The 23,731-nt window shown below is 64.7% G+C and carries 29 protein-coding genes; 15 read left to right on the top strand and 14 right to left on the bottom strand.

Features of this window, described 5'->3' with window-relative positions:
- Positions 1-6: 6 nt before the first annotated feature.
- From YP76_RS03420 to ftsE, 3 genes are read right to left on the bottom strand one after another with little or no spacing between them, the layout of a single operon-like run.
- The gene (locus YP76_RS03420) at positions 7-537 is read right to left on the bottom strand and encodes a YdcF family protein (protein WP_046762171.1); all 531 of its coding nucleotides are present in this window, start codon (positions 535-537) and stop codon (positions 7-9) included.
- Entirely contained in the window at positions 534-1,436 is a 903-nt protein-coding gene (locus YP76_RS03415) for a cell division protein FtsX (protein ID WP_046762170.1), read from the bottom strand. Before YP76_RS03415 ends, YP76_RS03420 begins: the two co-directional genes overlap by 4 nt.
- Positions 1,436-2,146 (bottom strand): cell division ATP-binding protein FtsE, encoded by a 711-nt coding sequence (gene ftsE / locus YP76_RS03410; RefSeq protein ID WP_046762169.1) that lies wholly within the window; start codon positions 2,144-2,146, stop codon positions 1,436-1,438. The genes YP76_RS03415 and ftsE overlap by 1 nt, the downstream gene beginning before the upstream one ends.
- Positions 2,147-2,313: 167 nt before the next feature.
- Between ftsE and YP76_RS03405 the strand changes: the two genes are divergently transcribed.
- The gene (locus YP76_RS03405) at positions 2,314-3,144 is read left to right on the top strand and encodes an MJ0042-type zinc finger domain-containing protein (protein ID WP_046762168.1); all 831 of its coding nucleotides are present in this window, start codon (positions 2,314-2,316) and stop codon (positions 3,142-3,144) included.
- Positions 3,145-3,223: 79 nt separating this feature from the next.
- Here YP76_RS03405 and YP76_RS03400 read toward each other — a convergent pair whose 3' ends face one another.
- From YP76_RS03400 to YP76_RS03390, 3 genes are read right to left on the bottom strand one after another with little or no spacing between them, the layout of a single operon-like run.
- A complete protein-coding gene (locus YP76_RS03400; protein WP_046762167.1) occupies positions 3,224-4,129 on the bottom strand; it encodes a pirin family protein in 906 nt (301 codons plus the stop codon).
- On the bottom strand, positions 4,126-4,833 hold the full coding sequence (locus YP76_RS03395; protein WP_046762166.1) for a glutathione S-transferase: 708 nt from the start codon (positions 4,831-4,833) through the stop codon (positions 4,126-4,128). Before YP76_RS03395 ends, YP76_RS03400 begins: the two co-directional genes overlap by 4 nt.
- 50 nt (positions 4,834-4,883) lie before the next feature.
- A complete protein-coding gene (locus tag YP76_RS03390; protein ID WP_046762165.1) occupies positions 4,884-5,171 on the bottom strand; it encodes a BolA family protein in 288 nt (95 codons plus the stop codon).
- 44 nt (positions 5,172-5,215) lie between these two features.
- Here YP76_RS03390 and YP76_RS03385 point away from each other — a divergent pair, with 44 nt between their 5' ends.
- Positions 5,216-5,833, top strand: a complete 618-nt coding sequence (locus tag YP76_RS03385; protein ID WP_046762164.1) for a J domain-containing protein — start codon at positions 5,216-5,218, stop codon at positions 5,831-5,833.
- Positions 5,834-5,837: 4 nt separating this feature from the next.
- On the opposite strand, the gene YP76_RS03380 is transcribed toward YP76_RS03385, so the two are convergent.
- The gene (locus tag YP76_RS03380; RefSeq protein ID WP_232307429.1) at positions 5,838-6,149 is read right to left on the bottom strand and encodes a DUF1294 domain-containing protein; all 312 of its coding nucleotides are present in this window, start codon (positions 6,147-6,149) and stop codon (positions 5,838-5,840) included.
- Positions 6,150-6,218: 69 nt separating this feature from the next.
- On the opposite strand from YP76_RS03380, the gene YP76_RS03375 reads away from it, so the two are divergent.
- The 6 genes from YP76_RS03375 to YP76_RS03350 all read left to right on the top strand — a co-directional run bounded on the left by YP76_RS03375 (position 6,219) and on the right by YP76_RS03350 (position 12,240).
- Positions 6,219-7,505: an Hsp70 family protein gene (locus YP76_RS03375; RefSeq protein WP_408640425.1), complete on the top strand. Its 1,287-nt coding sequence runs from the start codon at positions 6,219-6,221 to the stop codon at positions 7,503-7,505.
- An 89-nt stretch (positions 7,506-7,594) separates the two neighbouring features.
- A complete protein-coding gene (gene cobS, locus YP76_RS03370; RefSeq protein WP_046762162.1) occupies positions 7,595-8,602 on the top strand; it encodes a cobaltochelatase subunit CobS in 1,008 nt (335 codons plus the stop codon).
- A gap of 22 nt (positions 8,603-8,624) precedes the next feature.
- Positions 8,625-9,047, top strand: coding sequence for an OsmC family protein (locus tag YP76_RS03365; protein WP_046762161.1), 423 nt, complete (start codon positions 8,625-8,627; stop codon positions 9,045-9,047).
- The gene (locus YP76_RS03360) at positions 9,044-9,829 is read left to right on the top strand and encodes a tyrosine-protein phosphatase (RefSeq protein WP_046762160.1); all 786 of its coding nucleotides are present in this window, start codon (positions 9,044-9,046) and stop codon (positions 9,827-9,829) included. Before YP76_RS03365 ends, YP76_RS03360 begins: the two co-directional genes overlap by 4 nt.
- Positions 9,829-11,655: a cobaltochelatase subunit CobT gene (cobT, locus tag YP76_RS03355; protein ID WP_046762159.1), complete on the top strand. Its 1,827-nt coding sequence runs from the start codon at positions 9,829-9,831 to the stop codon at positions 11,653-11,655. The genes YP76_RS03360 and cobT overlap by 1 nt, the downstream gene beginning before the upstream one ends.
- A gap of 114 nt (positions 11,656-11,769) precedes the next feature.
- Positions 11,770-12,240, top strand: a complete 471-nt coding sequence (locus YP76_RS03350; protein ID WP_046762158.1) for a GreA/GreB family elongation factor — start codon at positions 11,770-11,772, stop codon at positions 12,238-12,240.
- Between the two features lie 53 nt (positions 12,241-12,293).
- Here YP76_RS03350 and YP76_RS03345 read toward each other — a convergent pair whose 3' ends face one another.
- The 3 genes from YP76_RS03345 to YP76_RS03335 form a co-directional block, all read right to left on the bottom strand.
- Entirely contained in the window at positions 12,294-12,785 is a 492-nt protein-coding gene (locus tag YP76_RS03345; RefSeq protein ID WP_046762157.1) for a Dps family protein, read from the bottom strand.
- 118 nt (positions 12,786-12,903) lie between these two features.
- Entirely contained in the window at positions 12,904-13,470 is a 567-nt protein-coding gene (locus YP76_RS03340; RefSeq protein ID WP_046762156.1) for a TMEM165/GDT1 family protein, read from the bottom strand.
- 22 nt (positions 13,471-13,492) lie between these two features.
- The gene (locus YP76_RS03335) at positions 13,493-13,810 is read right to left on the bottom strand and encodes a hypothetical protein (RefSeq protein WP_046762155.1); all 318 of its coding nucleotides are present in this window, start codon (positions 13,808-13,810) and stop codon (positions 13,493-13,495) included.
- Between the two features lie 218 nt (positions 13,811-14,028).
- Between YP76_RS03335 and rpmG the strand changes: the two genes are divergently transcribed.
- The gene (rpmG, locus tag YP76_RS03330) at positions 14,029-14,196 is read left to right on the top strand and encodes a 50S ribosomal protein L33 (protein ID WP_007687342.1); all 168 of its coding nucleotides are present in this window, start codon (positions 14,029-14,031) and stop codon (positions 14,194-14,196) included.
- A gap of 136 nt (positions 14,197-14,332) precedes the next feature.
- On the opposite strand, the gene YP76_RS03325 is transcribed toward rpmG, so the two are convergent.
- Positions 14,333-16,207, bottom strand: a complete 1,875-nt coding sequence (locus YP76_RS03325; RefSeq protein ID WP_046762154.1) for a PhoX family protein — start codon at positions 16,205-16,207, stop codon at positions 14,333-14,335.
- A gap of 244 nt (positions 16,208-16,451) precedes the next feature.
- Positions 16,452-16,814 (bottom strand): response regulator, encoded by a 363-nt coding sequence (locus tag YP76_RS03320; RefSeq protein ID WP_197707380.1) that lies wholly within the window; start codon positions 16,812-16,814, stop codon positions 16,452-16,454.
- A gap of 78 nt (positions 16,815-16,892) precedes the next feature.
- Here YP76_RS03320 and YP76_RS03315 point away from each other — a divergent pair, with 78 nt between their 5' ends.
- Genes YP76_RS03315 through YP76_RS03295 form a run of 5 tightly spaced genes read left to right on the top strand, consistent with a single transcriptional unit; the run spans position 16,893 to position 20,148 of the window.
- Positions 16,893-17,189 carry a DUF3572 domain-containing protein gene (locus YP76_RS03315; protein ID WP_046762152.1) on the top strand — a complete coding sequence of 99 codons (297 nt, stop codon included), beginning with the start codon at positions 16,893-16,895 and terminating at the stop codon, positions 17,187-17,189.
- Positions 17,186-17,842, top strand: coding sequence for a hypothetical protein (locus tag YP76_RS03310; RefSeq protein WP_046762151.1), 657 nt, complete (start codon positions 17,186-17,188; stop codon positions 17,840-17,842). Before YP76_RS03315 ends, YP76_RS03310 begins: the two co-directional genes overlap by 4 nt.
- Positions 17,839-18,300 (top strand): RidA family protein, encoded by a 462-nt coding sequence (locus YP76_RS03305; RefSeq protein WP_046762150.1) that lies wholly within the window; start codon positions 17,839-17,841, stop codon positions 18,298-18,300. Before YP76_RS03310 ends, YP76_RS03305 begins: the two co-directional genes overlap by 4 nt.
- Positions 18,284-19,006 (top strand): glycerophosphodiester phosphodiesterase family protein, encoded by a 723-nt coding sequence (locus YP76_RS03300; protein WP_046762149.1) that lies wholly within the window; start codon positions 18,284-18,286, stop codon positions 19,004-19,006. The genes YP76_RS03305 and YP76_RS03300 overlap by 17 nt, the downstream gene beginning before the upstream one ends.
- On the top strand, positions 19,003-20,148 hold the full coding sequence (locus YP76_RS03295) for a GNAT family N-acetyltransferase (RefSeq protein ID WP_046762148.1): 1,146 nt from the start codon (positions 19,003-19,005) through the stop codon (positions 20,146-20,148). The genes YP76_RS03300 and YP76_RS03295 overlap by 4 nt, the downstream gene beginning before the upstream one ends.
- 6 nt (positions 20,149-20,154) lie before the next feature.
- Here the strand turns inward: YP76_RS03295 and YP76_RS03290 are convergent, their stop codons facing one another.
- A complete protein-coding gene (locus tag YP76_RS03290; protein WP_046762147.1) occupies positions 20,155-20,451 on the bottom strand; it encodes an SEL1-like repeat protein in 297 nt (98 codons plus the stop codon).
- A gap of 199 nt (positions 20,452-20,650) precedes the next feature.
- Between YP76_RS03290 and YP76_RS03285 the strand changes: the two genes are divergently transcribed.
- On the top strand, positions 20,651-21,925 hold the full coding sequence (locus YP76_RS03285) for a multidrug effflux MFS transporter (protein ID WP_046762146.1): 1,275 nt from the start codon (positions 20,651-20,653) through the stop codon (positions 21,923-21,925).
- A gap of 39 nt (positions 21,926-21,964) precedes the next feature.
- Here YP76_RS03285 and YP76_RS03280 read toward each other — a convergent pair whose 3' ends face one another.
- Entirely contained in the window at positions 21,965-23,581 is a 1,617-nt protein-coding gene (locus YP76_RS03280; RefSeq protein WP_046762145.1) for an amino acid permease, read from the bottom strand.
- Between the last annotated feature and the right edge of the window lie 150 nt (positions 23,582-23,731).

Below are 23,731 nucleotides of genomic sequence, written 5' to 3'. Positions count from 1 at the left end.
AAACCGTCAGATACCAATAAGTGCCGCCGCCCGGCGCAGCAGATATTTATTATATTCCCGCACCAGGATCATCAGGCTGGGGCGGCTGGGCACGGCGTCGTAGACCAGCGTGACCCGGCCCGGCAAGGCCTGCCGCAACTCCAGCGCGGATCGGCGCATATGCCAGTCGGTGGTGATCAGGCGTACCGTCTTGAAGTCGCGCCGCTCCAGCCAATGGGCGGTCTCTATGGCGTTGGAGCGGGTGTCGATGGCTTCGCGGCCAAGGGTGATGCAGCAGGTGAACAGCCGTTCGGGCGCCTTATATTGCGCGGCCAGTTCGGACGGACGGACCGAGCGGTCGACGCCGGAGATCAGCATCCGCTTGGCCGCGCCGTCTTGAAGCAGGGAGAGGCCCCGGTCGATCCGCCCCGCCCCACCGGTCAGCACGACGATCGCGTCGGTCTGGCGCCCGTCCAGCGGCTGCGGCAGGAAAATCGCGAACCAGGCGAAGCCCAGCATCCATGCCAGCAGCGTGAGGGCGATGAAGCGGACGATCATAGCAGCCGTCCCAACGAGCGCAGCACGGTCCAGCGCGCGGCCAGCATCGCCAGCAGCACGCAACCGATGGGCAGCGCGGCCAGGACCGCCCAGCTCGTCCAGGGGAGGTGGATGGCGCTCAACAATTCCGAACCGGTCGCCAGCAGCCGCGCACCCAGCAGCACGATCACCAGCAGCGCCACGGTAAAGCCCAGCGCACCGCCGAAGAGCGCATCAAGGCCGATACGGCGCTGGAACAGGCGCGCGATCTGCACGTCGGTCGCGCCCATCAGGTGCAGCACATCGATGGTGCCGCGATGGCTGTCATGCGCGGCGCGGGCGGCCAGCACCACGACCGCGCCGGTCGCCAGGGCCATCAGCAGCACGATGCCGCCCGCCAGCCAGCCCAGCGCCGAGAGCAAACCCGCCAGCGGCGCCAGGAAAGCGGCATGGGGCTCAAGCCGGATTTTCGGAGAGACGGCAGCGAGTTGACGGCGGAGGCGATCGACCTTTGCATCGGTCTGGCCGGGGGTGAGTTCGATGTCGATCAGCGCCGGGATCGGCAGGTCGCCGCTGGCCGCATCCTGACCCAGCCAGGGCCGGATCTGGTCGGCCAGGGCGGCAGCCGCCACGGGATTGACGGCACGGACATAGGCGACCTTGCGCAGAACGGCGGCGACACTGGCGCTCAGCCGGTCGCGCTGCTGCGCATCGGCCTCGACGATCTGCACCGTGGCGCGTCCGGCCAGGTCGGCGCCCATCGCCTTCACGGCCGCGCCCAGGCCAAGGCCGGCGGCGGCGGACAGCACGGTCAGGAACATCATGATCGCGATGATCCACGGCATGGGACCGGCCACCCTGCCCTCCGGCAGCAGCCGGTGGCGCGCGGCGGCCGCAGCGCGACGATCCGGTCCCGCCATCAGCCCGCCACCTGCGGCTTGGGCGGATAGCGCAGCGATCCGGTGGGATCGGACAGGCGCCCCTTGTCGAGCTTCATCATCTGGGCGCCGCCCACCTGCGTCATCAGCGGCAGGTCGTGGGTGGCGACGACGATGGTGGTGCCGAGGCGATTGAGCGCCTCGAACAGGGTCAGCAGACGGCGGGCCATGTCGGCGTCGACGTTGCCGGTCGGTTCGTCCGCCACCAATATTTCCGGGCGGCCGATCACCGCGCGGGCAATGGCGACACGTTGCTGCTCTCCGCCCGACAGGGTGGCGGGGCGGGCCTGACCGCGATCGCCCAGGCCCACCCAGTTCAGCATTTCGCTGACCGGGGCGTCGATCTCGCCTTCCTCCATACCCGCGACGCGCAGCGGCAAGGCGATATTGTCATAGACCGACAGGTGCGGGACAAGCCGGAAATCCTGGAACACCACGCCGATGCGACGGCGGAAACCCGGCAGGCGCTTGCGGGGCAGCGTCACCACATCCTCCCCGAACAGGCGGATGACGCCACGGCTGGGGCGTTGGGCGAGATAAAGCAGCTTCAGCAGCGAGGTCTTGCCCGCGCCCGAGGCGCCGGTCAGGAAATAGAAACCGCCGCTGGCGAGGGAGAAGCTGACGTCGGATAGCGTCTCGCTATCCAGACCATAGCGCAAGCCGACATTTTCGAACTGGACGATGGCCGACATGCGTGAATTTGGCGCCTGCGCGCTCCCTGCTTCCCCTTGGGTACAGCCATGGCACAGCGGACGGGCGGCCGTAAAGCCCATGCGGCCTCTTCCCGCGAGTCGCGCCTCGATTCGATGGCATGTCGAAGCCGCTTGCCCTCGAATCCAACTCATGCCTATGAAGCGTCATGATCCTGGTGTGTCCCAACTGCGCCACGCGCTATATCGTGCCGGACAGCGCCGTCGGCCCGAACGGCCGCCAGGTTCGCTGCGCCGCCTGCAAACATAGCTGGTTCCAGGAAGGCGCCACGCTCGCCCCGCGAGAAGAAGCGCTGGTGACGGCAGGTGGATCCGAAGCGGCTGCACCGCCTCCTCCCCCGCCGCCGCCTTCACCGCCTCCGCCCGTTGCGGAAGCCGTGGCTCCCGTGGCCGAGCCGCAGGTCGAACCGACACGGCAAGAAGCCGAGCCCGTGACGGCGCCGGCGGAAGCGCCCGTCACCGCCAAAGCTGATTATCGCTTCGACGATATTTACGGCCGCGCCGAGGCCGAGGCGCTGGAGGATCGGGCCGATCCCACGCCAGCGCCGGTCAGGCCACGCCGCAACCGGCTGAAAATCTGGACCTATGCTGCCCTGCTGTTCTGCCTGGCGATCGGGGCTGCGGGCGGAGCGCTCTGGTATTTCGGCACGCCGAGTTGGGCGGTCAATCTGGGGCTGGTGCCCGAAGAGGGTGATCCCGACCTGCTCTTCTATCTCTCCAAGCCCGCCGAGCGGCGCAAGCTGCCGACCGGCGAGGAATATTTCGCCTTCGGCGCGCGGATCGTGAACAGCGGAAAACAGCAGTTGCCCGTGCCGCCGGTACTGGTGCAGTTGCGCGACCGGCAGAACCGGCTGGTATTCAGCTGGACGACTAAGGCGGACCGGACCAGCCTGAAGCCGGGCGAGGAAGCGTCGATCAACGAGAGCCGGATCGACATCCCCAAAAATGCCGAAAATCTGTCGCTGACCTTCGTGCAGTAATCATAAGCGCGTCACCGCTTAAGGACAGCATGCTCCTGTGCCGGCAGGAGCATGCCAAATTCTCCAAGGGCGATGTCGATCAGGGATAACTCACCGTCTTCGGGCGGCCTTGCGGGATGGGGATGAATTCCTGATCGTCGCCGGGGATCAGCGGAAAGCGCATGGCTTCCCAATCGTCACGGGCCTGCATCAACCGTTCCTTGGTGGAGGAGACGAAATTCCACCAGACATGGCGTGGGCTTTTGAACGCCTCCCCGCCGCAAAGCACGACACGTCCGCCGTCCACGCTCATCAGCGTCGCGCGGGTGCCGGGGCGCAAGACGTAGAGCGTCTGGGGCTGGAGCATCACCCCATCCAGCGCCGCGTCCCCGCCCGAGACGTAGATCGCCCGTTCCTCCGCCTCCGCATCGATGGGGACCGATCCGCCGGGCGAAAGCTGGATATCGGCATAGATGGTGTTCGCATAGGTGGTGACCGGCGACGTCGCGCCCCAGAGGCTGCCCATGATCACCCGCGCTCTTGCATGACCGCAATCGATGATCGGCAGGCCGCCTTCGCCGACATGTTCGAAGGCGGGGTCCATTTCCTCATAGCGGTCGGGCAGCGCCAGCCAAGTCTGGATGGCGGAGAGCTTCGAGAGTTTCATGCGATCCGTGTCCGGCGAGCGCTCGCTGTGGACGATGCCCTTGCCCGCGGTCATCAGGTTGACCGCGCCCGGCTCGATCAACTGTTCCGTGCCCAGGGAATCGCGGTGAAGGAAGCTGCCCTCATACATGTAGGTGACGGTGGCAAGGTTGATGTGCGGGTGCGGGCGCACGTCGACCCCCTGCCCCGGCTCGATCCGGGCGGGCCCGGCCTGGTCGAAGAAGATGAACGGGCCGACCATGGTGCGTTCCTTGGCCGGCAGCGACCGATGGACCCGGAAATCGCCCAGATTATGGCTGGTGGGAGTAATGGTCTGGATGATCGGGTCGGTGGGAGTCATGCTGCGTCCAGTTCGGGATAGTGACGGAAGATGTCTTCGTTGGTGAAGGGCAGGCGCCGATCGCTCGCCAGATAGTCCCGCAATTCGGGGAGCGCCGCAACCCGGTCGTGCAGATCGGAAAGCTGGGGGAAGGAAGGCATCAGCGTCGCCATGCGCAGCGGGAAGGCATAGCGCAAGCCCGCGATCAGGTGGAAGAGCGAGAGGTCGGCGTAGCTCCAGCGCGGCCCCGCCAGCCAGTCGCCCGGATCGGCGCTCAGCGCGTGCTCGAAATAAGTGAGGAATTTGGGGATGCGACTTGCGCGGAAGCCATGGGCGGTGCGCAGGGCTTCGGCCTTTTGATCCTCATAATAGAGATGGACACCGACCGGATGATGCACGTCATGGACCTCCGCCACCATGTCCATGATCGTGAGTTGCAACTGAGCGAGCCAGTAACGGGACTTGAGGCCGGCGGGGCCGCATTCATGGCGTTCGGCCAGATAGAAGAGGATGTTTGCCGTCTGCGCCACGGTGCGGCCGTCCGTTACCAGATAGGGCGGGGCGAAGGCCGGGCCGGCGTCGTGGCGTTCGATGTCCGCCATCAGCGCTCCGTCGCCGTCGACGCGGGCACGGTCGCGATAGGCGATGCCGCACGCCTCCAAGGTCAACCGGACGAACTCGCCCCGACCGGGGATGGTGGACCAATACCAGAAGTCATAGGCCATGGGTTGCGCCTCCTTGAGCGGCGGAACAACGCATGGGGGCGCCTATGGTGTCATGCTTCGCCGGGCGCGCGAGCCCTGATCGCGAGGGCGTGCACTTTCTCACGCAGCAGATCGGCCAGCGCGGCATTGACCAGGCGCTGGCGGGCGACACGATTCTGGCCCTTGAAGCGGTCGGAGACGATCTCCACCGTGAAATGGCTTTCGCCCGATCCGTCATGGCCCGCATGGCCGCGATGCTTTTCGCTGTCGTCGATCACGGCGAGCCGTTCGGGAGCGAGGGCGGCGCGCAGCCGGGCTTCGATTTCGGTGGCCACTGGGCCTTTAACAAGGTCGGTCATGGCGCCTATATAGACCCTTTGCCCACAGTTTCATCAGGACAATCTTGGCCAGCGATCCCTTCTCGACCCGACGTTTCAACCGTTTCCATGGCCGCGTGGAAAGCGACCGTCCGTGCGCGGTCCCCGGCTGCGAGGAACAGGGCGAATTCCGCGCGCCGCCGCTGGAAGGGAGCGGTGCGAACAGGGAGGGACCAAATTGGCGCTGGCTGTGCCTGGACCATGTGCGGGAATTCAATCAGGGCTATAATTTCTTCACCGGCATGAGCCCGGAGGAGATCAATGCCGCCCAGCGCCCCTATGCCGGGTGGGAGCGGGAGACGCGGGCCTTTTCCTCGAACGCCGCCAGTCCTCCGCCCAAATGGTCGGATTTTCAGGACCCGCTGGATGCCATCGGCGCCAAGTTCAAGGAACGTGTGGCGAAGGCGCGGGCGGACAATCAGGTGCGCCAGGACGGGAAGTTCCTGTCGCGGGACGACCGCAGGGCGCTGGAAGTCATGGGATTGCCGATCGATGCGGATCGCAAGGCCCTGCGCCAGCGCTATACCGAATTGCTCCGCCGCTATCACCCCGATCACAATGGCGGGGATCGAAGCCATGAAGCCTCTCTGCAAGGCGTGATCGAGGCGTATCAACTGCTCCGCAAGACAGAGGTTTTCGCCTGATCCCTCAGAGCAGTAACCAGCCGATGATCAGGCCCAACTGGACGAGGACGATCAGTTGCAACAGCATGGAGAAGGGCTGCTTGCGCGTCTTGTGACGGAAAAGATGCCGGGCGAGCAAAGCGCCCGGTGAGCCGCCGATCAACGCCAGGCCCAGCAGATCGGCCTCGGGAATGCGGCGCCGTCCCGCGATGGCGGCGGCCTTGTCCTGCCGGAAGCGCAGCATGGTCCAGCCGTTCAGCAGCAGAAATATGAGAAATAATGTCATCGGCCCCATGAAGTCGCGATAGCGATCAGGCGGCGAATTTCCTACCGTCATGTCCGGGCTTGCCCCCGATCGCGACCGCTGCCATAGGCGCCGACCCCTTAGCTCCCGGAGAATTTCATGATGACGCCCCGCGCCCTGGGCCTTGATTTCGGCACGACCAACAGCGTGGCCGCACTTGCCGAGGACGACGAATCCGAATTGGTGGAATTTTCGGGGAAGGCGGCGGCGGGGGCGGTGTTCTGCTCGGCGCTCTGCTTCTGGCATGACGGCGATGTGAAGGGCGGCATGGCGCATGAGGCAGGGCCGTGGGCGATCGCGGAATATCTCGAATATCCGGAGGACAGCCGTTTCCTGCAAAGTTTCAAGTCGGTGGCGGCCAGCCCGATCTTCGAAAGCGCCAGCGTGTTCGAGAAGCGCTTCCGCTTCGAGGAACTGGGACAGATGTTCCTTTCCCGCATGGTCGGCCATGCGGGGGGCAGGCTGGACCGGCGGCCGGAGCGGATCGTGGTCGGTCGGCCAGTGGAATATGCTGGCGCGCGGCCCGACGAGGCACTGGCCCGGCGGCGCTATGATGCCATGTTCGCGGGCTTTGGCGACGAAATCCACTATGTCTACGAGCCGCTGGGCGCCGCGTTCAGCTACGCCAGCCACTTGACCAAGGCGGCGACGATCCTCGTCGCGGACTTTGGCGGGGGCACCAGCGACTTTTCGATCGTGCGGGTCGAGGCGCCGGGCGCTGCGCGGCGCTGCGTGCCCTTGGGGTCGGCGGGTATTGGCCTTGCAGGCGATCGGTTCGACTATCGGATCGTCGATCATCTGGTGCTGCCGATGCTGGGCAAGGGCGGGAGCTATCAGAGCTTCGGCAAGGAACTGGAGATACCGCGCAGCTATTTCGCGGATTTTGCCGACTGGTCGCGGCTGGCGCTGATGCGCAACCGGCGGACCATGGACGAACTGGCGCGCTTGCAGAAGACGGCGAATGATCCGGCGGCCATCGGGCGGATGATCACGGTGATCGAGAAAGAACTGGGCTATCCGCTCTACGACGCGGTGGGATCGCTCAAGCGGCGGCTTTCGGAGGCGGAGAGCGCGACCTTCCACTTCGAGGGCGGCGGGCTTGCCATCGAGGCCGAAGTGACCCGCGCCGATTTCGAAGGCTGGATCGCGCCCGACATCGCCCGAATCGAGGCGACGGTGGACAAGGCGCTCGCCAAGGCGGGCGTGGCGCCCGATGCCATCGACCGGGTGTTCCTGACCGGTGGCACGTCGCTGATCCCCGCGATCAGGCGGATTTTCGACCGGCGTTTCGGCAAGGAGCATATCGCGACCGGCGGCGAACTGACCTCCATCGCCCATGGACTGGCGCTGATCGGGCAGGAGGCCAATTTGGCCGAATGGGCCGCTTGATCCCGACGGCTTAAGGCCCCACTCTATCGACATGCCCGTCCCTGATGGCTAGGGCAGTGCCGACCAGACCGCTCGAAGAGACAAGAGAAATGACCGACATCCCGAACGTCCAGCCCGATACCCGCGCCGAAACGCTGTTGGCCTCGCCCGACCGCGAAGTGGATGCGCGCGACGTGTTCGGCATCGATGTCGACATGAAGATCCCCGCTTTTTCCGAGGCTGACGAACGGGTGCCCGACCTCGATCCCGCCTATGTGTTCGATCCGGACACCACGCTCGCGATCCTGGCGGGCTTTGCCTATAACCGCCGTGTGATGGTGCAGGGCTATCACGGCACCGGCAAGTCGAGCCATATCGAGCAGGTCGCGGCGCGCCTGCGCTGGCCATGCATCCGCATCAATCTGGACGCGCATATCAGCCGCATCGACCTGGTCGGCCGCGACGCCATCGTGCTGAAGGAAGGCCAGCAGGTCACGGAGTTCCGCGAAGGCCTGCTCCCCTGGGCGTTGCAGCGGCCGGTGGCGCTGGTGTTCGACGAATATGACGCGGGCCGCCCGGACGTGATGTTCGTGATTCAGCGCGTGCTGGAAACCGACGGCAAGATGACGCTGCTCGACCAGAACCGGGTGATCCGGCCCAATCCCTGGTTCCGCCTGTTCGCGACCGCCAACACCGTGGGTCTGGGCGACACGACTGGCCTCTATCACGGCACGCAGCAGATCAACCAGGGCCAGATGGACCGCTGGAACCTGGTGGTGGCGCTGAATTACCTGCCCGCGGCGACCGAGGCGCAGGTGGTGCTCGCCAAGTCCGGCGAGTACGACCATGAGGGCGGCCGCAAGGAAGTCGAGAATATGATCAAGGTGGCGGAACTGACCCGCCAGGGATTCATCAACGGCGACATCTCGACCGTCATGAGCCCACGCACCGTGATAAGCTGGGCACAGAATGCGCTGATCTTCAAGAATATCGGCTTCGCCTTCCGCCTGTCCTTCCTCAACAAATGCGACGAGGCGGAGCGGCCGCTGGTGGCCGAATATTATCAACGCGTCTTCGGCAAGGACCTGCCCGAAAGCGTCGCGCACCGGGCGGCCTGAACCCTACAGGGAGGAAAAAGCCATGATCGTCGTCGAACGGATCGATCCGGCGGGCGGAACCGCCCATCGGATCAGCATTCGCGGGCATGAACTGATCGCGGACATGACGGCGCCGGACGGTCATGATGCCGGGCCGGACCCGCATGATCTTTACGATTCGGCCTTGGGCGCGTGCAAGGCGATGACCATGCTCTGGTATGCGCAGCGCAACGGCATTCCGGTCGAGGGCATCCATGTCGGCGTGGTGCGCGATGCGAGCCAGGAGCGGCAGGGCATCTACAAGCTGACGACGCGCATCGCGCTCTCCGGTCCGTTGACCGATGAGCAGCATGACAGGCTGATCGCCGTCGCCGCGAAATGCCCGGTGCACAAGCTGATGAGCGAGGTCGAGACGCAGATCGAGACCGTCGCCGTGCCCTATGTCGGGGAAGGCGAGCGGCCGTGAGCGAAGCTTTCGCCCTGACGCCGGAGCATGGCCGACTGCCTTTGGAGAGCGCTTTCAACCTGCGCGACTTCGGCGGCTATGCGACCGCGGACGGGCGCTGCGTGAAGCGCGGCATGCTCTACAGGTCGGGGACGATGGCGTTGCTCACGGACGGGGATGCGGACCATCTCCGCTCGCTCGGCATCAGGGCGATCTGCGATTTTCGCCGCGGCAATGAGCGAACCGCCGAACCTACGCGCTGGCACGGGGCGGAGGTCGATTATTTCTGCCGCGATTATACGGAAAGCAGCGGGCTGCTGGGCGAGATGCTGAAGCGCGACGGCGCGACGGCGGACGATATGCGACAGACGATGATCGCCCTCTATCGCGTCATCCCGGTCGACCATGCCGAATCCTATCGCGCCATGTTCGCACGGATCGCGGATGGGCGCGTGCCTTTGCTGATCAACTGTTCGGCGGGCAAGGACCGCACCGGGGTCGGCGCGGCGCTGATCCTGGCGGCGCTGGGCGTACCACGCCAGACCATCGTTCAGGATTATCTGGCGACCAACGCCCATGCCGATTGGGACTGGCTGCTGGCGCAGCGCGACACGCTGGTGGCGCGGATGCGTTTGGCCAAGACCGCGATGCTCGAACCGCTGCTGAGGGCGGAAGCCGTCTATCTCGATACGTTGTTCGCGACGCTGGATGAAAAGCATGGCGGCGTGGACGGCTATCTGAACGACGTGCTGAGCGTGGACGCCGCGGCGCGCGATGCCATGCGTGGAATGCTGCTCGACTGATGGCCGACCGTTCGCCCCTCGATGCCTTCAAGGATGTGCTGTCCGGCGCGGCGCGCTCGATCGCGCGCGACGCGGAGGTGGAGGTGAACTTCACCGCCGACACGCCGCATATGGCGGGCAAAGCGATCAAGGTGCCGACGCCGGGGCGGAACCTGCCCGCCGAACAGGTGGCGTTGGCGCGCGGCTTTGCCGATGCCAATGCGCTGCGGTTGCGGCACCATAATGCGAAGATCCACAATGCCGCGGCGCCCGCCGATGCAACGGCCCGGGCGGTCTATGACGCGGTGGAGCAGGCGCGGGTCGAGGCGATCGGTTCGCGGGCGATGGAGGGGGTAAGGGCGAACCTCAACCATGCGCTCGACCTCAAATTGAAGTCCGATCCCATCCGCCGGGCGCGTTCCGCCGATGAGGTGCCCCTGTCGACGGCACTGGCGCTCAAGGTGCGCGAGCGGCTGACCGGGCAGGTGGCGCCCAAGGATGTGCGGGCCGGTCTGGCGATGGTCGACCAGTGGATCGAGGACAAGGCGGGCGCCGATCTCGATGCGCTGGCCATGGCGATCGACGACCAGCGCGCCTTTCAGAAGCTGACCTCAGCCATGCTGGAGCATCTCCAGTTGATCGACGCCGACGTGCCACCCGAAACCGATGACTCCGAGCCGCAAGAAGAGGGCGAGGACGAGGAGCAGCAACAGGAAGACGGCGACAGCGGCGAGGATCAGGCGGGCGACAGCGACGCCTTTGCCGAGGCGCGCGCCGAGGATCAGGGCGGCGACACCGAAGAGGGCGAGACCGAATATAGCGACGAGTTCGACGCCGACAGCGAAGAAGGCGCGGACGATATGGGCGAGGAAGGCATGATGCCGGTCCGCCCGAACCGGCCGATGGGCGACCTGCCGCCGGGCTTCGATTACAAGGCCTATACGCTGCTGCATGACGAGGTCGTGACCGCCGACGATCTGTGCGACGAGGATGAGTTGCTGCGGCTGCGCGGCTTCCTCGACCAGCAATTGGTGAGCTTGCAGGGCGCTGTGACGAAGCTCGCCAACCGGCTCCAGCGGCGGCTGATGGCGCAGCAATCGCGGTCGTGGGACTTCGATCAGGAAGAGGGGCTGCTCGACGCGGCGCGACTGGCGCGGATCGTGATCGATCCGACCCGCTCGCTATCCTACAAGATCGAGCGGGACACCGAGTTCCGCGATACGGTCGTGACGCTGCTGATCGACAATTCGGGGTCGATGCGCGGGCGGCCGATCTCCATTGCAGCGATCAGCGCCGACATCATGGCGCGCACCCTGGAGCGTTGCGGGGTGAAGACCGAGATTTTGGGCTTCACCACCCGCGCCTGGAAGGGCGGGCAGAGCCGCGAGGACTGGCTGGCCGCCGGGCGTCCGCCGATGCCGGGACGTCTCAACGACCTGCGCCACATCATCTACAAGAAGGCCGACGAACCCTGGCGCCGGGCGCGCAAGAATCTGGGCCTGATGATGCGCGAGGGGCTGCTCAAGGAGAATATCGACGGCGAGGCGCTGCTCTGGGCGCATAATCGCCTGCTGGCGCGCAACGAGGAACGCCGCATATTGATGGTGATCTCCGACGGCGCGCCGGTCGATGACAGTACCTTGTCGGTGAACAGCGGCACCTATCTGGAGCGGCATTTGCGGCAGGTGATCGAGTGGATCGAGAATCGCTCGCCCGTACAGCTCGTCGCCATCGGCATCGGCCATGACGTCACGCGCTATTATCGCCGCGCGGTGACCATCATGGATGCCGAACAACTGGGCGGGACCATGGTGGAGCAGCTCGCCGGACTATTCGACGAAGATTAGAAGCCAGCCTTGTTCGGGCTGGACGATGTCGAAGCCCGGCCCTTCCCTTGAAAAGAAGATCGGCAATCTCGACCTCGTTCAAGCGCGAACAAGCGTTTTGAGTAGGAGAGTGCAATGAGTGTCGCCTTTCGTCGCGAGAGCGACGAGGAGCATCTGGAACCCACGTTCGAGATTCCTTTGCCACCCGGTCCCAATTGGGTGACGGCGCGCGGCCTGCGGCTGACGCGGGAGAAGGTCGAAGCGCTGGAGGCGGTCGATACCGGAGCCATGGCCGAGGAGGATGCCAAGAAGCTGAAACGCGAATTGCGTTACTGGCGGACGCGCCTGGCGACGGCGGAAGTGCGGCCGGTGCCGGATGTTGAGACCGTGGCGTTCGGGAGCCGTGTTTCCTACCGGCTGAACGGCAGGGAGAAGCGGATCGACATCGTCGGGGACGACGAGGCCGAACCGGCGGCCGGGCGCATCGCCTTCTCCGCGCCGCTCGCCCGCGCGATGATGGATGCCGAGGAAGGCGAAAGTGTCGATTTCGGTGGCAAGCCGGGTGCCATCGCAATCGTCGCGATAGAGGCCATTGTGGAGGAGTAATTCCACCTTACAGTGAAAAGCCCTCCAGTTTGCGCTGGAGGGCTTTCGTTCGATCAAGCGTTCCGGCCGGCCTCGAAGAGGAACCAGGCGCGTTCCTCGGCCTGGTCGGTCCAATCGTCGATGATGCCCTCTGTCGCATTGTCGCCCGCTTCGGTCGCGGCGGCCTTGGCAGCGCGCAGGGCCTCGACCAGCTTCAGATTGTCCTCGCGCAGTTCCTTCAGCATATCGGCGGGGGCCACATAGTCGGCGTCATTGTCGACGACCGTCTGATGCCGCGCAATGTCGCCGATCGAGCGCAACGTGGTGTTGCCGGTCTTGCGCACCCGTTCCGCGATCAGGTCGGTGGTGGCGAGGATCTGCGTGGCCTGTTCATCGAACATCAGGTGATAGTCGCGGAAATGCGGGCCGGAAACGTGCCAGTGGAAATTCTTGGTCTTGAAATACAGCGCATAGCTGTCCGCGAGCACGCCGTTCAGCGCCTGCGCGACCGACTTGGTCGCGTTGCTGCGAAGATCCGTCGGGGTCTTGAGGTCGGGGGAGGTCATGCTTGGCTCCTGCTAGGGGACTTGGTTTCGGAGATATAATGATCTGTTACCGATAAGGTGCCATCCCAAACAATGAATTTTGCGCGGAAGTTTCGGTCAGTCTGATGGACGGATTCGATCAGGCGAGATGCAGCGCAGACACTGTTACGGCAAGGCCGATGACCAGCATCAGCACGCCACCACCGCGCCGGATGACCCGCAGCGGGAGCGCCTTGAACAACCGATCACGCAACAGCACGACAGGTACGGTCGCGGCGATGATGCCGATAGCGCCGCCGGTTGCCGCCAGTAAGGGATCGGCCGTGCGGACGGCGATGGCCAGGATCAGAAATTGCGCGCCGTCGCCAAAGCCCAGGATGAACAGGCCGAGCGCGGTGGTGAGGAACGGCCCCAGTCGCCAGTTGGCCAGGACATCGGGCGGTCCGACCGGCCACAACATGCCGCCCCCCAGGAAGATGAGTGCCAGCGCCAGGAACAGCAGACGCGCGTCGGACCCCAGCATCGGCGCCAGAAAGGCACCCGCCGCCGCGCCGATGGCGGCGTTGGCGATGGCGGCGGCGGCGACGCCCGCGATCACCGCGCCGTTCCGCTGGAACCGCGCGGCCAGCGCCAGGGCCAGCAACTGGCCCTTGTCCCCGATCTCACCCACCAGGCTGCCGAGCAACGCGATCAGCAATGCGTCCATTCAGCAGCCGTCCGGTTCGGGTTCAGGCGGGCAGGTGCGTGACGCTGGCCGTGACCGGCATCGGAATGACCTGGGCGTCGGGCAGTTCCGCCGCGATCGCTTCGCGCATCAGGTCGAGATAGGACATGATCACCGGCCCGGCGCCCTGCAAGAGCAGCGCGGATTGCAGCGTCCCGGCCAGTCCCTCGACCGAATCGATGTGGAAGGCGCGTGCGACATGACGTATCTGGTCGATTTCATCGCGCAACCGCGGCACGGACACATGCCCCCGTTCCCCCGCAAGTCCATCGACGCGCCGCAGCAGATCAGCAAGAATGGCCAACATCGGATCATGGCGCATGGCGTGACTCCCCGTCCCTTAGCTCCGACTCCGCTATAGGCCGAAGCCGGTTAAGGCCGCGTAAAGTGTAGCATGGCAGCGGGATTTCGGCCACGAGCCTTGACAACATCCCGAATCTCCCTCATGAGCCGCCGCTGAAACGGGGCGGTCCCTTCCTTGAAAGAGGTTTGGGGGGCCGCTCTTCTTTTTCACGATATTCACGACCAGGGACTAAGGCCATGGCCAAGCCAGCAACCGTCAAGATTCGCCTCGTCAGCTCGGCTGACACCGGCTTCTTCTACGTCACCAAGAAGAATCCGCGCACCAAGACCGAGAAGCTGAGCTTCCGCAAGTACGATCCCGTCGTGCGCAAGCATGTCGAGTTCAAGGAAGCCAAGATCAAGTGATCTGACGGCGGCTTGCGCCGCCTGACGACATCTGGGTTCGTGGCATGACGCCCGAACGAAGAGGCCCGTCCCCTTAAGGGAACGGGCCTTTCCTTGTCGCTTGTCCTTCCGACCCGAAGGCCGGGAGGACTGCCGATCAATTGCCGACCGGCTGACCGTCGGTGCGGCGGACCACGATCGTGGACGACCGCGGCTGCTGACCCGACACCGGCCAGTTCTTGGTCGGATGCTGGATGTTGATGAAGAAGTTCTTGAGGTCCGGCGTATAGGCGATCCCGGTGATCTCGCAGCCTTCCGGGCCGACCAGGAAGCGCTTGGACGCCTTGCTGATCTGGTCGACATGATACATCGAATTGTTGCCGAAGGCCTGGGTCATGGTGACCGCCGCGCCGTTCAGCGTGCCCGCATTGCCGGTGAGATTATGATCGGTCTCGACCCACAGACGGCCCTGCGGATCGATGCGGAGGCCATCGGGACTGGAGAAATAATCGCCGCTGATGTTCCCCTTGAGGTTCGCTTCGGCCAGATTGGGATTGCCCGCCAGCAGGAAGACTTCCCAGGTGAAGCGGGTGGCGAGCGGCGAATCGCCGTTTTCGCGGAATTTCAGGATATGGCCGTGCAGGTTGGTCGTGCGCGGGTTGGCGTTGTCGGTGACGCGGCGGCCGCCATTATTGGTGAGCGTCACGAAGATCGCCTGTTTGTTCGGCGCGACCGTGATCCATTCCGGACGATCCATCAGCGTGCCGCCCGCGACGCGCGCGGCCGACTGGGTGTTGATGAGGATGTCGGCGGTACTGTTGAAGCTGACCGTGGTCGGGGTGGGCGGCGTGGTCGATTGGCTGACATTGCCGGGATCGACGGCATTGGCGACGAGGCCGTTCTGACCCTGCACCAGCGCGCGCCATTCGCCCGTGCCATCGGCATTGAAGCGCGCGACATAGAGCGTGCCATAATCGAGCATGTCGATGTTCGACGCGCGGTTGCTGGTGCTGAAGGCACGGTCCGGCACGAACTTGTAGATGCAGCCCGGCGTCGAATCGTCGCCCATATAGAAGGCGACACGGTTGTTGGCGTCGGTCATATAGGCGACATTTTCATGGGAGAAGCGGCCCATGGCGGTGCGCTTGGTCGGAGCGGCCAGTTCCTGGTAGGGGTCGATCTCGACCACCCAGCCATAATGATTGTTGGGTTGGGTCGTGTCGATATAGTTGTTTGTCGTTTCCTCGCAGGTGAGATAGGTGCCCCAGGGGGTACGGCCCGAGGAGCAGTTGTTCAGTGTGCCCCTGATCGTCGAGGACAGCAGGCCAGCAGCGGGGCCGCCCGCGCGATAGTCGGTATTGCCGGTATAGCGCTTGTTGAAGCGCGAACCCGCCTTGACCGCAAACTTCCCGTCCGTGCCCTTGGCGATTTCCACGACCGAGACGCCGACGGCGGACAGGGCGATGGCCTTATCGGCCGCGGTGGCGGTGCCGGCATTGTAGCTGCCGCTGGAAAAGAGGATGTTATAGTCGGGCAGTTCATGGTTGATCGCCAGAAGGCCGCCGCTATTGGGATCGACGCCCGACAGGTCGAAAAATTCCATGCCGTCATGATTGCCGCCGGCCCAGAGATTGGTCTGGGTCGCGCTGGTCGGAAAGCTGCCGGGCGCATAAGCGGTGCCGGTTTCGACCGAATCGCCCGCCTTCAGCAGCACGTCGACCGTATAGCCCGCAGGGACCGTGACGGTGTCGTTGGTGTTGATCGCGACCGATGCGAAGCTGATCGCATAGCTGGCGGCGGGGGTAGGCGTGGGGGTCGGAGTGGGGGTGGGCGACGCGGCATTGCCGTCATCGTCGCAGGCGGCGAGCGCACCCAGCATCGGCAGCATGGACAGGCCCAGCAGGCCGTTCTTCAACACGGTCCGGCGTGCCGGATTGGCGGCGACGATCGCCTCCAGACAATCGTCGCCGGAAGCGATCTTGGGCTGCGCATCGCGAAAGGCCGCGCGCGCCTCGTCGGTCAGATGAGACATGGATGATACCCCTGTGTGCATTTCGGGTGTCGGCGGAACGCCGCGCCCTTGCGGTTCGGGGGCATGGCAGAGCGACATGACGCCAAGGCTGCAACGGCGAGACGGATTGATGAAAGCCGCGTGACTGTCCGGCGACAGGCGACCGGAGGAGATGGAAAGCGGAGCGGCAGTATTTGAGTGTCTGGCAGGCAGGAGCATGATGCGCTCAAGGACTATATAGCCCATGGCAGGCTTGGCTCGCCTGCTAGAGCAGCGCGTTCACCTGTTCGACGAAGCGCAGCACGGAAATCGGCTTGGACACATAGGCCTGGGCGCCTGCTCCGCGAATCCGTTCCTCATCGCCTTGCCCGGCATAGGCGGTGACGGCCATGATCGGCACCGATGACAATTGGGGGTCGCGCTTCAGGGAGATGATGAGTTCCAACCCGCTGATATGCGGCAGGTGGATGTCGGTGATCACCAGGTCGGGATGGAATTCCCGCGCCTGTGCCAGCAGGTCGCGCCCGTCCCGCAGCGGCAGCACCTCTCGCCCGTGCGCGCGCAGCAGGTCACAAAAAAGTTTGAGATTGAGTTCGTTGTCCTCGACAACGAGCACGCGCTTTGCCACCAGTCACCCGAGTTTGAAGAAATACGCAAAAATAATGGAAGCGTGCCCCCTTAAGCCCGCCCTTCGTTGAGAACAATCATGCGCCCCGACATTAACCATGGCAAGCGGCATAGCCCAGGCGAGACGCGAGAGCCATCCATCCTCGCGCTGATGGCGCTGGCCTGGATATTGGCGGACGATCGCCGGGCCGACCGGCTGCTGGCACTGACCGGGCTGAATGCCGACGCGTTGCGCGCGGGCGTGGGCGATCCGGCGATTTTGGGAGCGGTGCTGGGTTTCCTGGCCGATCATGAGCCCGACCTGGTCGCCTGCGCCGAAAGCATCGACAGCACGCCCGAAGCGCTGATCGCCGCGAAGGAGGCCCTCATAGCATGAACCGCCCGCTGATCATCACCGACTGCGATGAGGTGCTGCTGCACATGGTGGTACCGTTCCGGGAGTGGCTGGACGAGACGCACAATGTCCATTTCGACATGCGCGAGCGCGGCTTTGCCGAGGCTTTGCGGCACAAGGACAGCGGCCTCCCGCTGGAACGGGCTCTGGTGTGGGAGTTGCTGATCGGCTTCTTCGATACCCAGATGCATCGCCAGACGCCGATCGGGGGGGCCGTGGAGGCGCTCGGCCGCTTGGGAGAAATCGCCGATATCGTCGTCCTGACCAACATCACCGAACGGCATCACCGGCAGAGGGAGGTGCAGCTTGCGTCCCATGGCCTGCCCTTCCCGGTCCACTGGAACCAGGGCGGCAAAGGCCGGCCGCTGGCCGCCATCATCGCTGAGCGCCAACCTGGCGTTGCCCTGTTCATCGACGATCTGGCGGAGCATCATGCCTCCGTGGCGGATCATGCGCCCGGCGTCTGGCGGCTGCATATGGTGGGTGAGCCGGAAATCGCCGCCGATGTCGCCGCCGCGCCGCTCGCCCATGCCCGGATCGACGGCTGGACCGCCGCCGAAGCCTGGATCGCCGCCCGCCTGGCCGACGGACCGGCGCCTGAAACCTTCCCGACCATTCAAGGAGTCTCCGCATGAGCATCGAAACCCGCCTGACCGAACTGGGCATCACCCTGCCCGCCGCCGCCGCGCCGGTCGCCGCCTATGTCGCAGCGGTCGAGGCCAACGGCCTGCTGCATATTTCCGGGCAGATTTCCCTGTCCGACGGCCAGTTGATGACCGGACGGCTGGGCGAGGACCGCGACCTCGACTATGGGGTCAAGGCCGCGCGGGCGTGTGGCCTGAACCTCATCGCCCAGATGAAGGCGGCGCTCGGCAGCCTCGACCGGGTCGAGCGGATCGTGAAGCTCGGCGCATTCATCAGCAGCACGCCCGAATTCACCGACCAGCCCAAGGTCGCCAATGGCGCCTCCGAACTGATGGTCGAGATTTTCGGCGATGCCGGAAAACATGCGCGTAGCGCCGTGGGCGTACCGGTGCTTCCGTTGGGCGCGGCGGTCGAAATCGACGCGATCATCCTTGTCCGCCCGGCCTGATGCCCCTTCCTTCCTGACCGCCCGCCCCTTCGCCCATCGCGGGCTGCATGGGGCGAGGGTCAGCGAAAACGGCATGGCGGCCTTCTCGGCCGCCATTGCCGGCCATTTCGGCATCGAATGCGATGTGCGCCTCAGCCGCGACGGCGTGGCGATCGTCTTCCACGATGCCACGCTCCAGCGCATGGCGGGCGCGGCGGGCGCGGTATGCGACCATGATGCCACGACGATCGACCGGCTGACGTTGCCCGATGGCGGCACCGTCCCCCGCCTTCGCGACCTGCTCCATATATGCGGGACGGATGTCCCCCTGCTCATCGAGATCAAGGTCGAGGGGCGGCATGTCGCCCCCATCTGCGCGGCGGTGGCCGAAGAGCTGGAACGACGTCCCAAGGCCCTGGCGGCGGTCATGTCCTTCAATCCCATGGCGGTCCGATGGTTCACACGCCACCGGTCCGATGTCGTGCGCGGGCTGGTCGTCACGGAGCGGAACAGGCGCGGCTGGCGTGCGAGGATCGGCCGTGCCCTTGCACTTTGGGCAGCGAAACCCGATTTTATCGCCTGTGATATTCGCGACCTGCCCTCGCCCCTGTCCACGCGCCTGCGCCAGCGGGGGACGCCCGTGCTGACATGGACCGTGCGCAGCGAGGAGGAGCGCGCGCAAGCCGCGCTGCACGCCGATCAGATCATTTTCGAGGCCGCCGCATGACCGAATGCGTGGCGCGTGTGGCCAGGGGCGTGGCGCAGTTGCCGCGCGAAGAATGGGATGCCTGCGCCGGCACGGGCAATCCGTTCATCTGCTGGGATTTCCTGACCGCGTTGGAGCGGTCGGGCAGCGTCGGCGGCAATAGCGGCTGGCAGCCCCTGCCACTGGTGATAGACGGGCCGGATGGACGGATCGTTGCCGCCGCGCCGCTTTACGGCAAGACCCATAGCCAGGGCGAATATGTGTTCGACCATGGTTGGGCCGACGCCTGGGAACGGGCAGGCGGGCGCTATTATCCCAAGATCCAGATCGCCGCGCCCTTCACGCCCGTACCGGGGCCGCGCCTGCTGCTGCGCGACGACGGTTTCGCCCCGGCGCTGATCGCGGGGATCGAGGCGGTGGTGGAGCAGAATGCGCTGTCCTCCGCCCATGCGACGTTCATCGCCCCGGAACAGGTGCCGCTGTTCGAAGCGGCGGGCTGGCTGATCCGGGAGGACAGCCAGTTCCACTGGACCAATCGCGGCTATGGCGATTTCAGCGATTTCCTGGCCGAGCTGTCGAGCGCCAAGCGCAAGAATATCCGCAAGGAACGCGAGCGCGCCGTGGAGGGGCTGGAGATCGTCCACCTGACGGGCGACGCGCTGACCGAAGCGCATTGGGACGCCTTCTGGACCTTCTATCAGGATACCGGCGCACGCAAATGGGGACGGCCCTATCTGACCCGCGCCTTTTTCTCGATGCTGAGCGAAAGCATGGCGGACCGGGTGCTGCTGGTGCTGGCTTTGCGGAATGGCAGGCCGATCGCGGGCGCGCTCAACCTGATCGGCGCGGATGCGCTTTATGGGCGCTATTGGGGCTGCACCGAGGAGGTGCCCCATCTGCATTTCGAGCTTTGCTATTATCAGGCGATCGACATCGCCATCGCACGGGGCCTTCGACGTGTGGAGGCCGGGGCGCAGGGCGGGCACAAGCTGGCGCGGGGCTATGCGCCCGAACCGACCTTCTCCGCGCATTTCATCCACAATGAAAGCTTCCGCCAGGCTGTCGCCGACTTTCTGGAAGCCGAGCGGCTGGGCGTGCAGCGCGATCGAGACTGGCTGACCGAACGGACCCCCTTCCGCAAGGAGGATGCGCGGCCGGACTGAGCCCGTTCAGGCTGCGCGCAACTGCGTCATCGCGATCACCGCGCGCGCCTGGCGCTGAGCCTCGGCGATTTCGCGCGCCGACATTTCTCCGGCGATTTCCGCGCGCATGGCTTGGCCCTCTTCGCTGCCTTTGAGAGCCGCAAGGTTGAACCATTTATGCGCCTCGATCAGATCGACCGACAGATCGCCCGTGCCGCAGCTATAGGCCACACCCAGCTCGAAACAGGCTTCCGCCGTTGCGCCCGCCGCATTGGAAAGGCGGCTTTCCATCAGAAATTGCGCGTTTTTCAGACTATTCGCCATAACCCAATTTCCCCTGTGGAATCGTCACGATGGTTTTCGACAGGCGACAGGCTGCACCGGCTGCGGCTAAAAAATGGTTAACGGCAATTTCGGGAATTGTCGGGCGAATGACGGAAATAGTGTGCCCGAAAGGGTTAACGTCATCCCCCACCCACTAAAGGGGTGGCGCCAACCGGTGAATGTCCCCATAGCGCCTGCCATGACCGATCGGCCCGAAAACGCTACGGCGCTCCCAAAAAAGGACATAGCTTTCCGCGAATTCGTGATGCTTTGCGCCTGCCTGATGGCGATGAATGCGCTGTCCATCGATCCGATGCTGCCTGCCCTGCCGGAGATCGGGCGCGATCTGGCGATCCCCCATGCCAATGACCGGCAGTTGATCATCAGCGTCTATTTTCTGGGGCTGGGTTGCGGATCGCTGCTGTTCGGCGTGCTGTCGGACCGATTCGGGCGCAAGCGGGTGCTGGGCAGCGCGATGGCGCTGTTCATTCTGTCCGCTATCGCCTGCGCCGGAGCGCAGAGCTTCGCCATGATGCTGGCCGGGCGCGCCTGCGCCGGTTTCTTCGCGGGAGCGAGCCGGGTCATCACCGTGAGCATCGTCCGCGACCGCTTCAAGGGCGACGCCATGGCACGGGTGATGTCGTTGATCTTCGCCGTGTTCATGCTGATTCCGGTGATGGCGCCGACCTTCGGCCAGGCAATATTGTGGATCGCACCGTGGCGCTGGATTTTCTGGGCGCTCGCGATCCTGGCGACATTGATCCTGCTGTGGATGATCACCCGCTTGCCCGAAACGCTCCAGCCCGACAATCGGCTGCGCATGAACGCGGGCGCGATCTGGCGGACCGTCGGCACGATCGTGCGTACGCGCAGTTCGATCGGATATATGCTGGCGAGCGGCGTGGTGATGAGTGGGCTGATCGGCTTCATCCTGTCGGTGCAGCAGATCTTCTTCGACATTTTCGACGCGCAGAAGATCTTTCCCTTCGCCTTTGCTGCGATCGCGGGCAGCATGGGGATCGGCAGCCTGCTCAACAGCCGCCTCGTCTCCCGCTTCGGTGCGCGGCGCCTCAGCCAGACGGCGCTGCTGGTTCTGGTGCTCATCAATCTGGCCCATCTGGCGGTTGTCCTCTCGGGATATGAGACGATCGTGAGCTTCATGATCCTACAGTCCCTGACCATGATGACGGTGGCCTTCACCGCGTCCAATTTCAGCGCGATCTCGATGGAGCCTTTCGCGAGGGGTGCGGGCGTCGCTTCTTCCTTTCAGGCGTTCCTGACCACCGCCGTATCGAGCGCCCTGGGTAGCATGGTAGGTCGCGCCTTCGACGCGACGACGATGCCGCTGACACTGGGGCTGGTCATATTCGGCTCGGTTTCCTTCCTGATCGTCGCCTGGGCCGAAAGGGGAAAATTGTTCACCCGGCCCCATCATGGGGTGCTGCGCGATCCGGAATTCGAGCTGATACGCTAAAAAAGAAACGGGGCGGTTTCCCGCCCCGTTTCCATATGCTCAGGCGTCCTGGCCGCCGGGCGTGTGCGCGCCCGGCATGGGCGGCACCGGCAGCGGCGGAATACCGACATCCTGCTCATGCGTTTCGACGATGCCGCGTCCGACATGGCTCTTGCGATAACCATAGATGAAATAGAGGACGAGGCCGAGGCCACCCCAGATCGGCAGCACCAACTGCGCATCGACGGGCAGGTTGAAGAAGAGGAACACGCAACCGAACGCCGCGGTCGGCGCGATCCCCCAGACCAGCGGGGTACGGAACGGCCGCGCCCGGCCCGGTTCCTTGACGCGCAGCACCAGCACCGCGATCGACACCATGAAGAAGGCGAAGAGCGTGCCGGAGTTGGAGATATCCGCCAACTGCCCGACGGGCAGCAGCGCCGCCCCGATGGCCACGAAGACGCCGGTGACCATGGTGACGACATGGGGCGTCTTGAACTTCGGATGGATGCTGGCGAGCTTTTCAGGGAGCAGGCCGTCACGCGCCATGACGAAGAAGATGCGGGTCTGGCCGAACATCATCATCAGGATGACCGAGGGCAGCGCCAGATTGGCGGCAAGGCCGAGCGCATTGCCCACGACCGTCCAGTTGATTTCGCGCAGCACGTGGGCCAGCGCTTCGTTGGAGCAGACCAGATCCTTGGCATGGGCGGCAGTGGCGCAGGCGGCGGCAAAGCCCTGCGAACCCGGCGCCACGATCGAACCGTCGGGGCCGAGGACGGGCTGCGCGCCGATCGCGCCGATCGCGCCGGCGGCGACCAGCAGGTAGAAGATGGTGCAGAGCGCGAGCGAGCCGATCAGGCCGATCGGCACGTTGCGCTGGGGATTTTTGGTTTCCTCCGCCGCGGTCGACACAGCGTCGAAGCCGACATAGGCGAAGAAGATCGAGGCGGCGGCGCCGACAATGCCCATGCCGCTCGTGCCCTCCGGACCAAACCAGCCATTGGGCGCGAAGGGCGAGAAATTGCCGGTCTTGAGCGCCGGAAGGGTGAGGATGATGAAGGCGGTGAGCGCCGTCACCTTGATCGCGACCAGCACGGCGTTGACGCGGGCGCTTTCGGTGGTGCCGATCACCAGCAGCGCGGTGACTGCCAGCGCGACGAAGATGGCAGGAATGTTGATGAAGCCATGGCTGAAATCGGCATGGGGAAGGAGGCCGTTCATCGTCCAGACCGGCCCGGCGGATAGGGCCTGTGGCAGCTCAAGCCCGGTTATACTTTTCAAAAGCCCCATGAAATAGCCTGACCAGCCGACCGACACGGCGCTGGCGGCCACCGCATATTCCAGAATCAGCGCCCAGCCGACCATCCAGGCCAGCAATTCGCCGACCACGGCATAGGTATAGGTATAGGCCGATCCCGAAACCGGCACCATCGATGCGATTTCCGAATAGCAGAGCGCGGCGAAGGCGCAGACCGCGCCCGCGATCATGAAGCTCCACATCATGCCCGGCCCGGCCTTTTGCGCGGCGGCGGCGGTCAAAACGAAAATGCCGGTGCCGATGATGGCACCGACACCCAACAGCGTCAGCTGGATCGGCCCCAATGTGCGGACGAGCGATTTCTTCTCGGCCGTGGCCAATATGGCATCCAGAGGCTTTATGCGCCCGAAAATCATGATGGAGCCCTTTATATCTGATGTCTTTTGCCCGGGCGGCCGTTGCGGCCGCTCCCCTTTTGTGATGAAGCGGAGACTATCGCCTAATCTGGCGCGCGCAAGTATGTTGCGCATTCAGGACATGGATCAAAACTGCTTTCCATGCGGGCC

Source organism: Sphingobium chungbukense (assembly GCF_001005725.1).
Taxonomy (GTDB): Bacteria; Pseudomonadota; Alphaproteobacteria; order Sphingomonadales; family Sphingomonadaceae; genus Sphingobium; species Sphingobium chungbukense.
Note: the sequence above shows the minus strand (reverse complement) of the source record. Positions and strands in the feature narration are given on the sequence as shown.

Excerpts from the sequence above, each read along its gene's own strand:
- YP76_RS03380 (WP_232307429.1), bottom strand. The coding sequence starts at position 6,149 with ATGACGGTAGGAAATTCGCCGCCTGATCGCTATCGCGACTTCATGGGG.
- YP76_RS03325 (WP_046762154.1), bottom strand. The coding sequence starts at position 16,207 with ATGTCTCATCTGACCGACGAGGCGCGCGCGGCCTTTCGCGATGCGCAG.
- YP76_RS03400 (WP_046762167.1), bottom strand. The coding sequence starts at position 4,129 with ATGACTCCCACCGACCCGATCATCCAGACCATTACTCCCACCAGCCAT.
- YP76_RS03295 (WP_046762148.1), top strand. The coding sequence starts at position 19,003 with ATGACCGAATGCGTGGCGCGTGTGGCCAGGGGCGTGGCGCAGTTGCCG.
- YP76_RS03365 (WP_046762161.1), top strand. The coding sequence starts at position 8,625 with ATGATCGTCGTCGAACGGATCGATCCGGCGGGCGGAACCGCCCATCGG.
- YP76_RS03405 (WP_046762168.1), top strand. The coding sequence starts at position 2,314 with ATGATCCTGGTGTGTCCCAACTGCGCCACGCGCTATATCGTGCCGGAC.
- YP76_RS03310 (WP_046762151.1), top strand. The coding sequence starts at position 17,186 with ATGAACCGCCCGCTGATCATCACCGACTGCGATGAGGTGCTGCTGCAC.
- YP76_RS03315 (WP_046762152.1), top strand. The coding sequence starts at position 16,893 with ATGCGCCCCGACATTAACCATGGCAAGCGGCATAGCCCAGGCGAGACG.
- YP76_RS03340 (WP_046762156.1), bottom strand. The coding sequence starts at position 13,470 with ATGGACGCATTGCTGATCGCGTTGCTCGGCAGCCTGGTGGGTGAGATC.
- YP76_RS03420 (WP_046762171.1), bottom strand. The coding sequence starts at position 537 with ATGATCGTCCGCTTCATCGCCCTCACGCTGCTGGCATGGATGCTGGGC.
- YP76_RS03285 (WP_046762146.1), top strand. The coding sequence starts at position 20,651 with ATGACCGATCGGCCCGAAAACGCTACGGCGCTCCCAAAAAAGGACATA.
- YP76_RS03305 (WP_046762150.1), top strand. The coding sequence starts at position 17,839 with ATGAGCATCGAAACCCGCCTGACCGAACTGGGCATCACCCTGCCCGCC.
- cobT (WP_046762159.1), top strand. The coding sequence starts at position 9,829 with ATGGCCGACCGTTCGCCCCTCGATGCCTTCAAGGATGTGCTGTCCGGC.
- YP76_RS03345 (WP_046762157.1), bottom strand. The coding sequence starts at position 12,785 with ATGACCTCCCCCGACCTCAAGACCCCGACGGATCTTCGCAGCAACGCG.
- YP76_RS03280 (WP_046762145.1), bottom strand. The coding sequence starts at position 23,581 with ATGATTTTCGGGCGCATAAAGCCTCTGGATGCCATATTGGCCACGGCC.
- YP76_RS03415 (WP_046762170.1), bottom strand. The coding sequence starts at position 1,436 with ATGGCGGGACCGGATCGTCGCGCTGCGGCCGCCGCGCGCCACCGGCTG.
- YP76_RS03350 (WP_046762158.1), top strand. The coding sequence starts at position 11,770 with ATGAGTGTCGCCTTTCGTCGCGAGAGCGACGAGGAGCATCTGGAACCC.
- YP76_RS03335 (WP_046762155.1), bottom strand. The coding sequence starts at position 13,810 with ATGCGCCATGATCCGATGTTGGCCATTCTTGCTGATCTGCTGCGGCGC.
- YP76_RS03395 (WP_046762166.1), bottom strand. The coding sequence starts at position 4,833 with ATGGCCTATGACTTCTGGTATTGGTCCACCATCCCCGGTCGGGGCGAG.
- YP76_RS03390 (WP_046762165.1), bottom strand. The coding sequence starts at position 5,171 with ATGACCGACCTTGTTAAAGGCCCAGTGGCCACCGAAATCGAAGCCCGG.
- cobS (WP_046762162.1), top strand. The coding sequence starts at position 7,595 with ATGACCGACATCCCGAACGTCCAGCCCGATACCCGCGCCGAAACGCTG.
- rpmG (WP_007687342.1), top strand. The coding sequence starts at position 14,029 with ATGGCCAAGCCAGCAACCGTCAAGATTCGCCTCGTCAGCTCGGCTGAC.
- YP76_RS03290 (WP_046762147.1), bottom strand. The coding sequence starts at position 20,451 with ATGGCGAATAGTCTGAAAAACGCGCAATTTCTGATGGAAAGCCGCCTT.
- ftsE (WP_046762169.1), bottom strand. The coding sequence starts at position 2,146 with ATGTCGGCCATCGTCCAGTTCGAAAATGTCGGCTTGCGCTATGGTCTG.
- YP76_RS03375 (WP_408640425.1), top strand. The coding sequence starts at position 6,219 with ATGACGCCCCGCGCCCTGGGCCTTGATTTCGGCACGACCAACAGCGTG.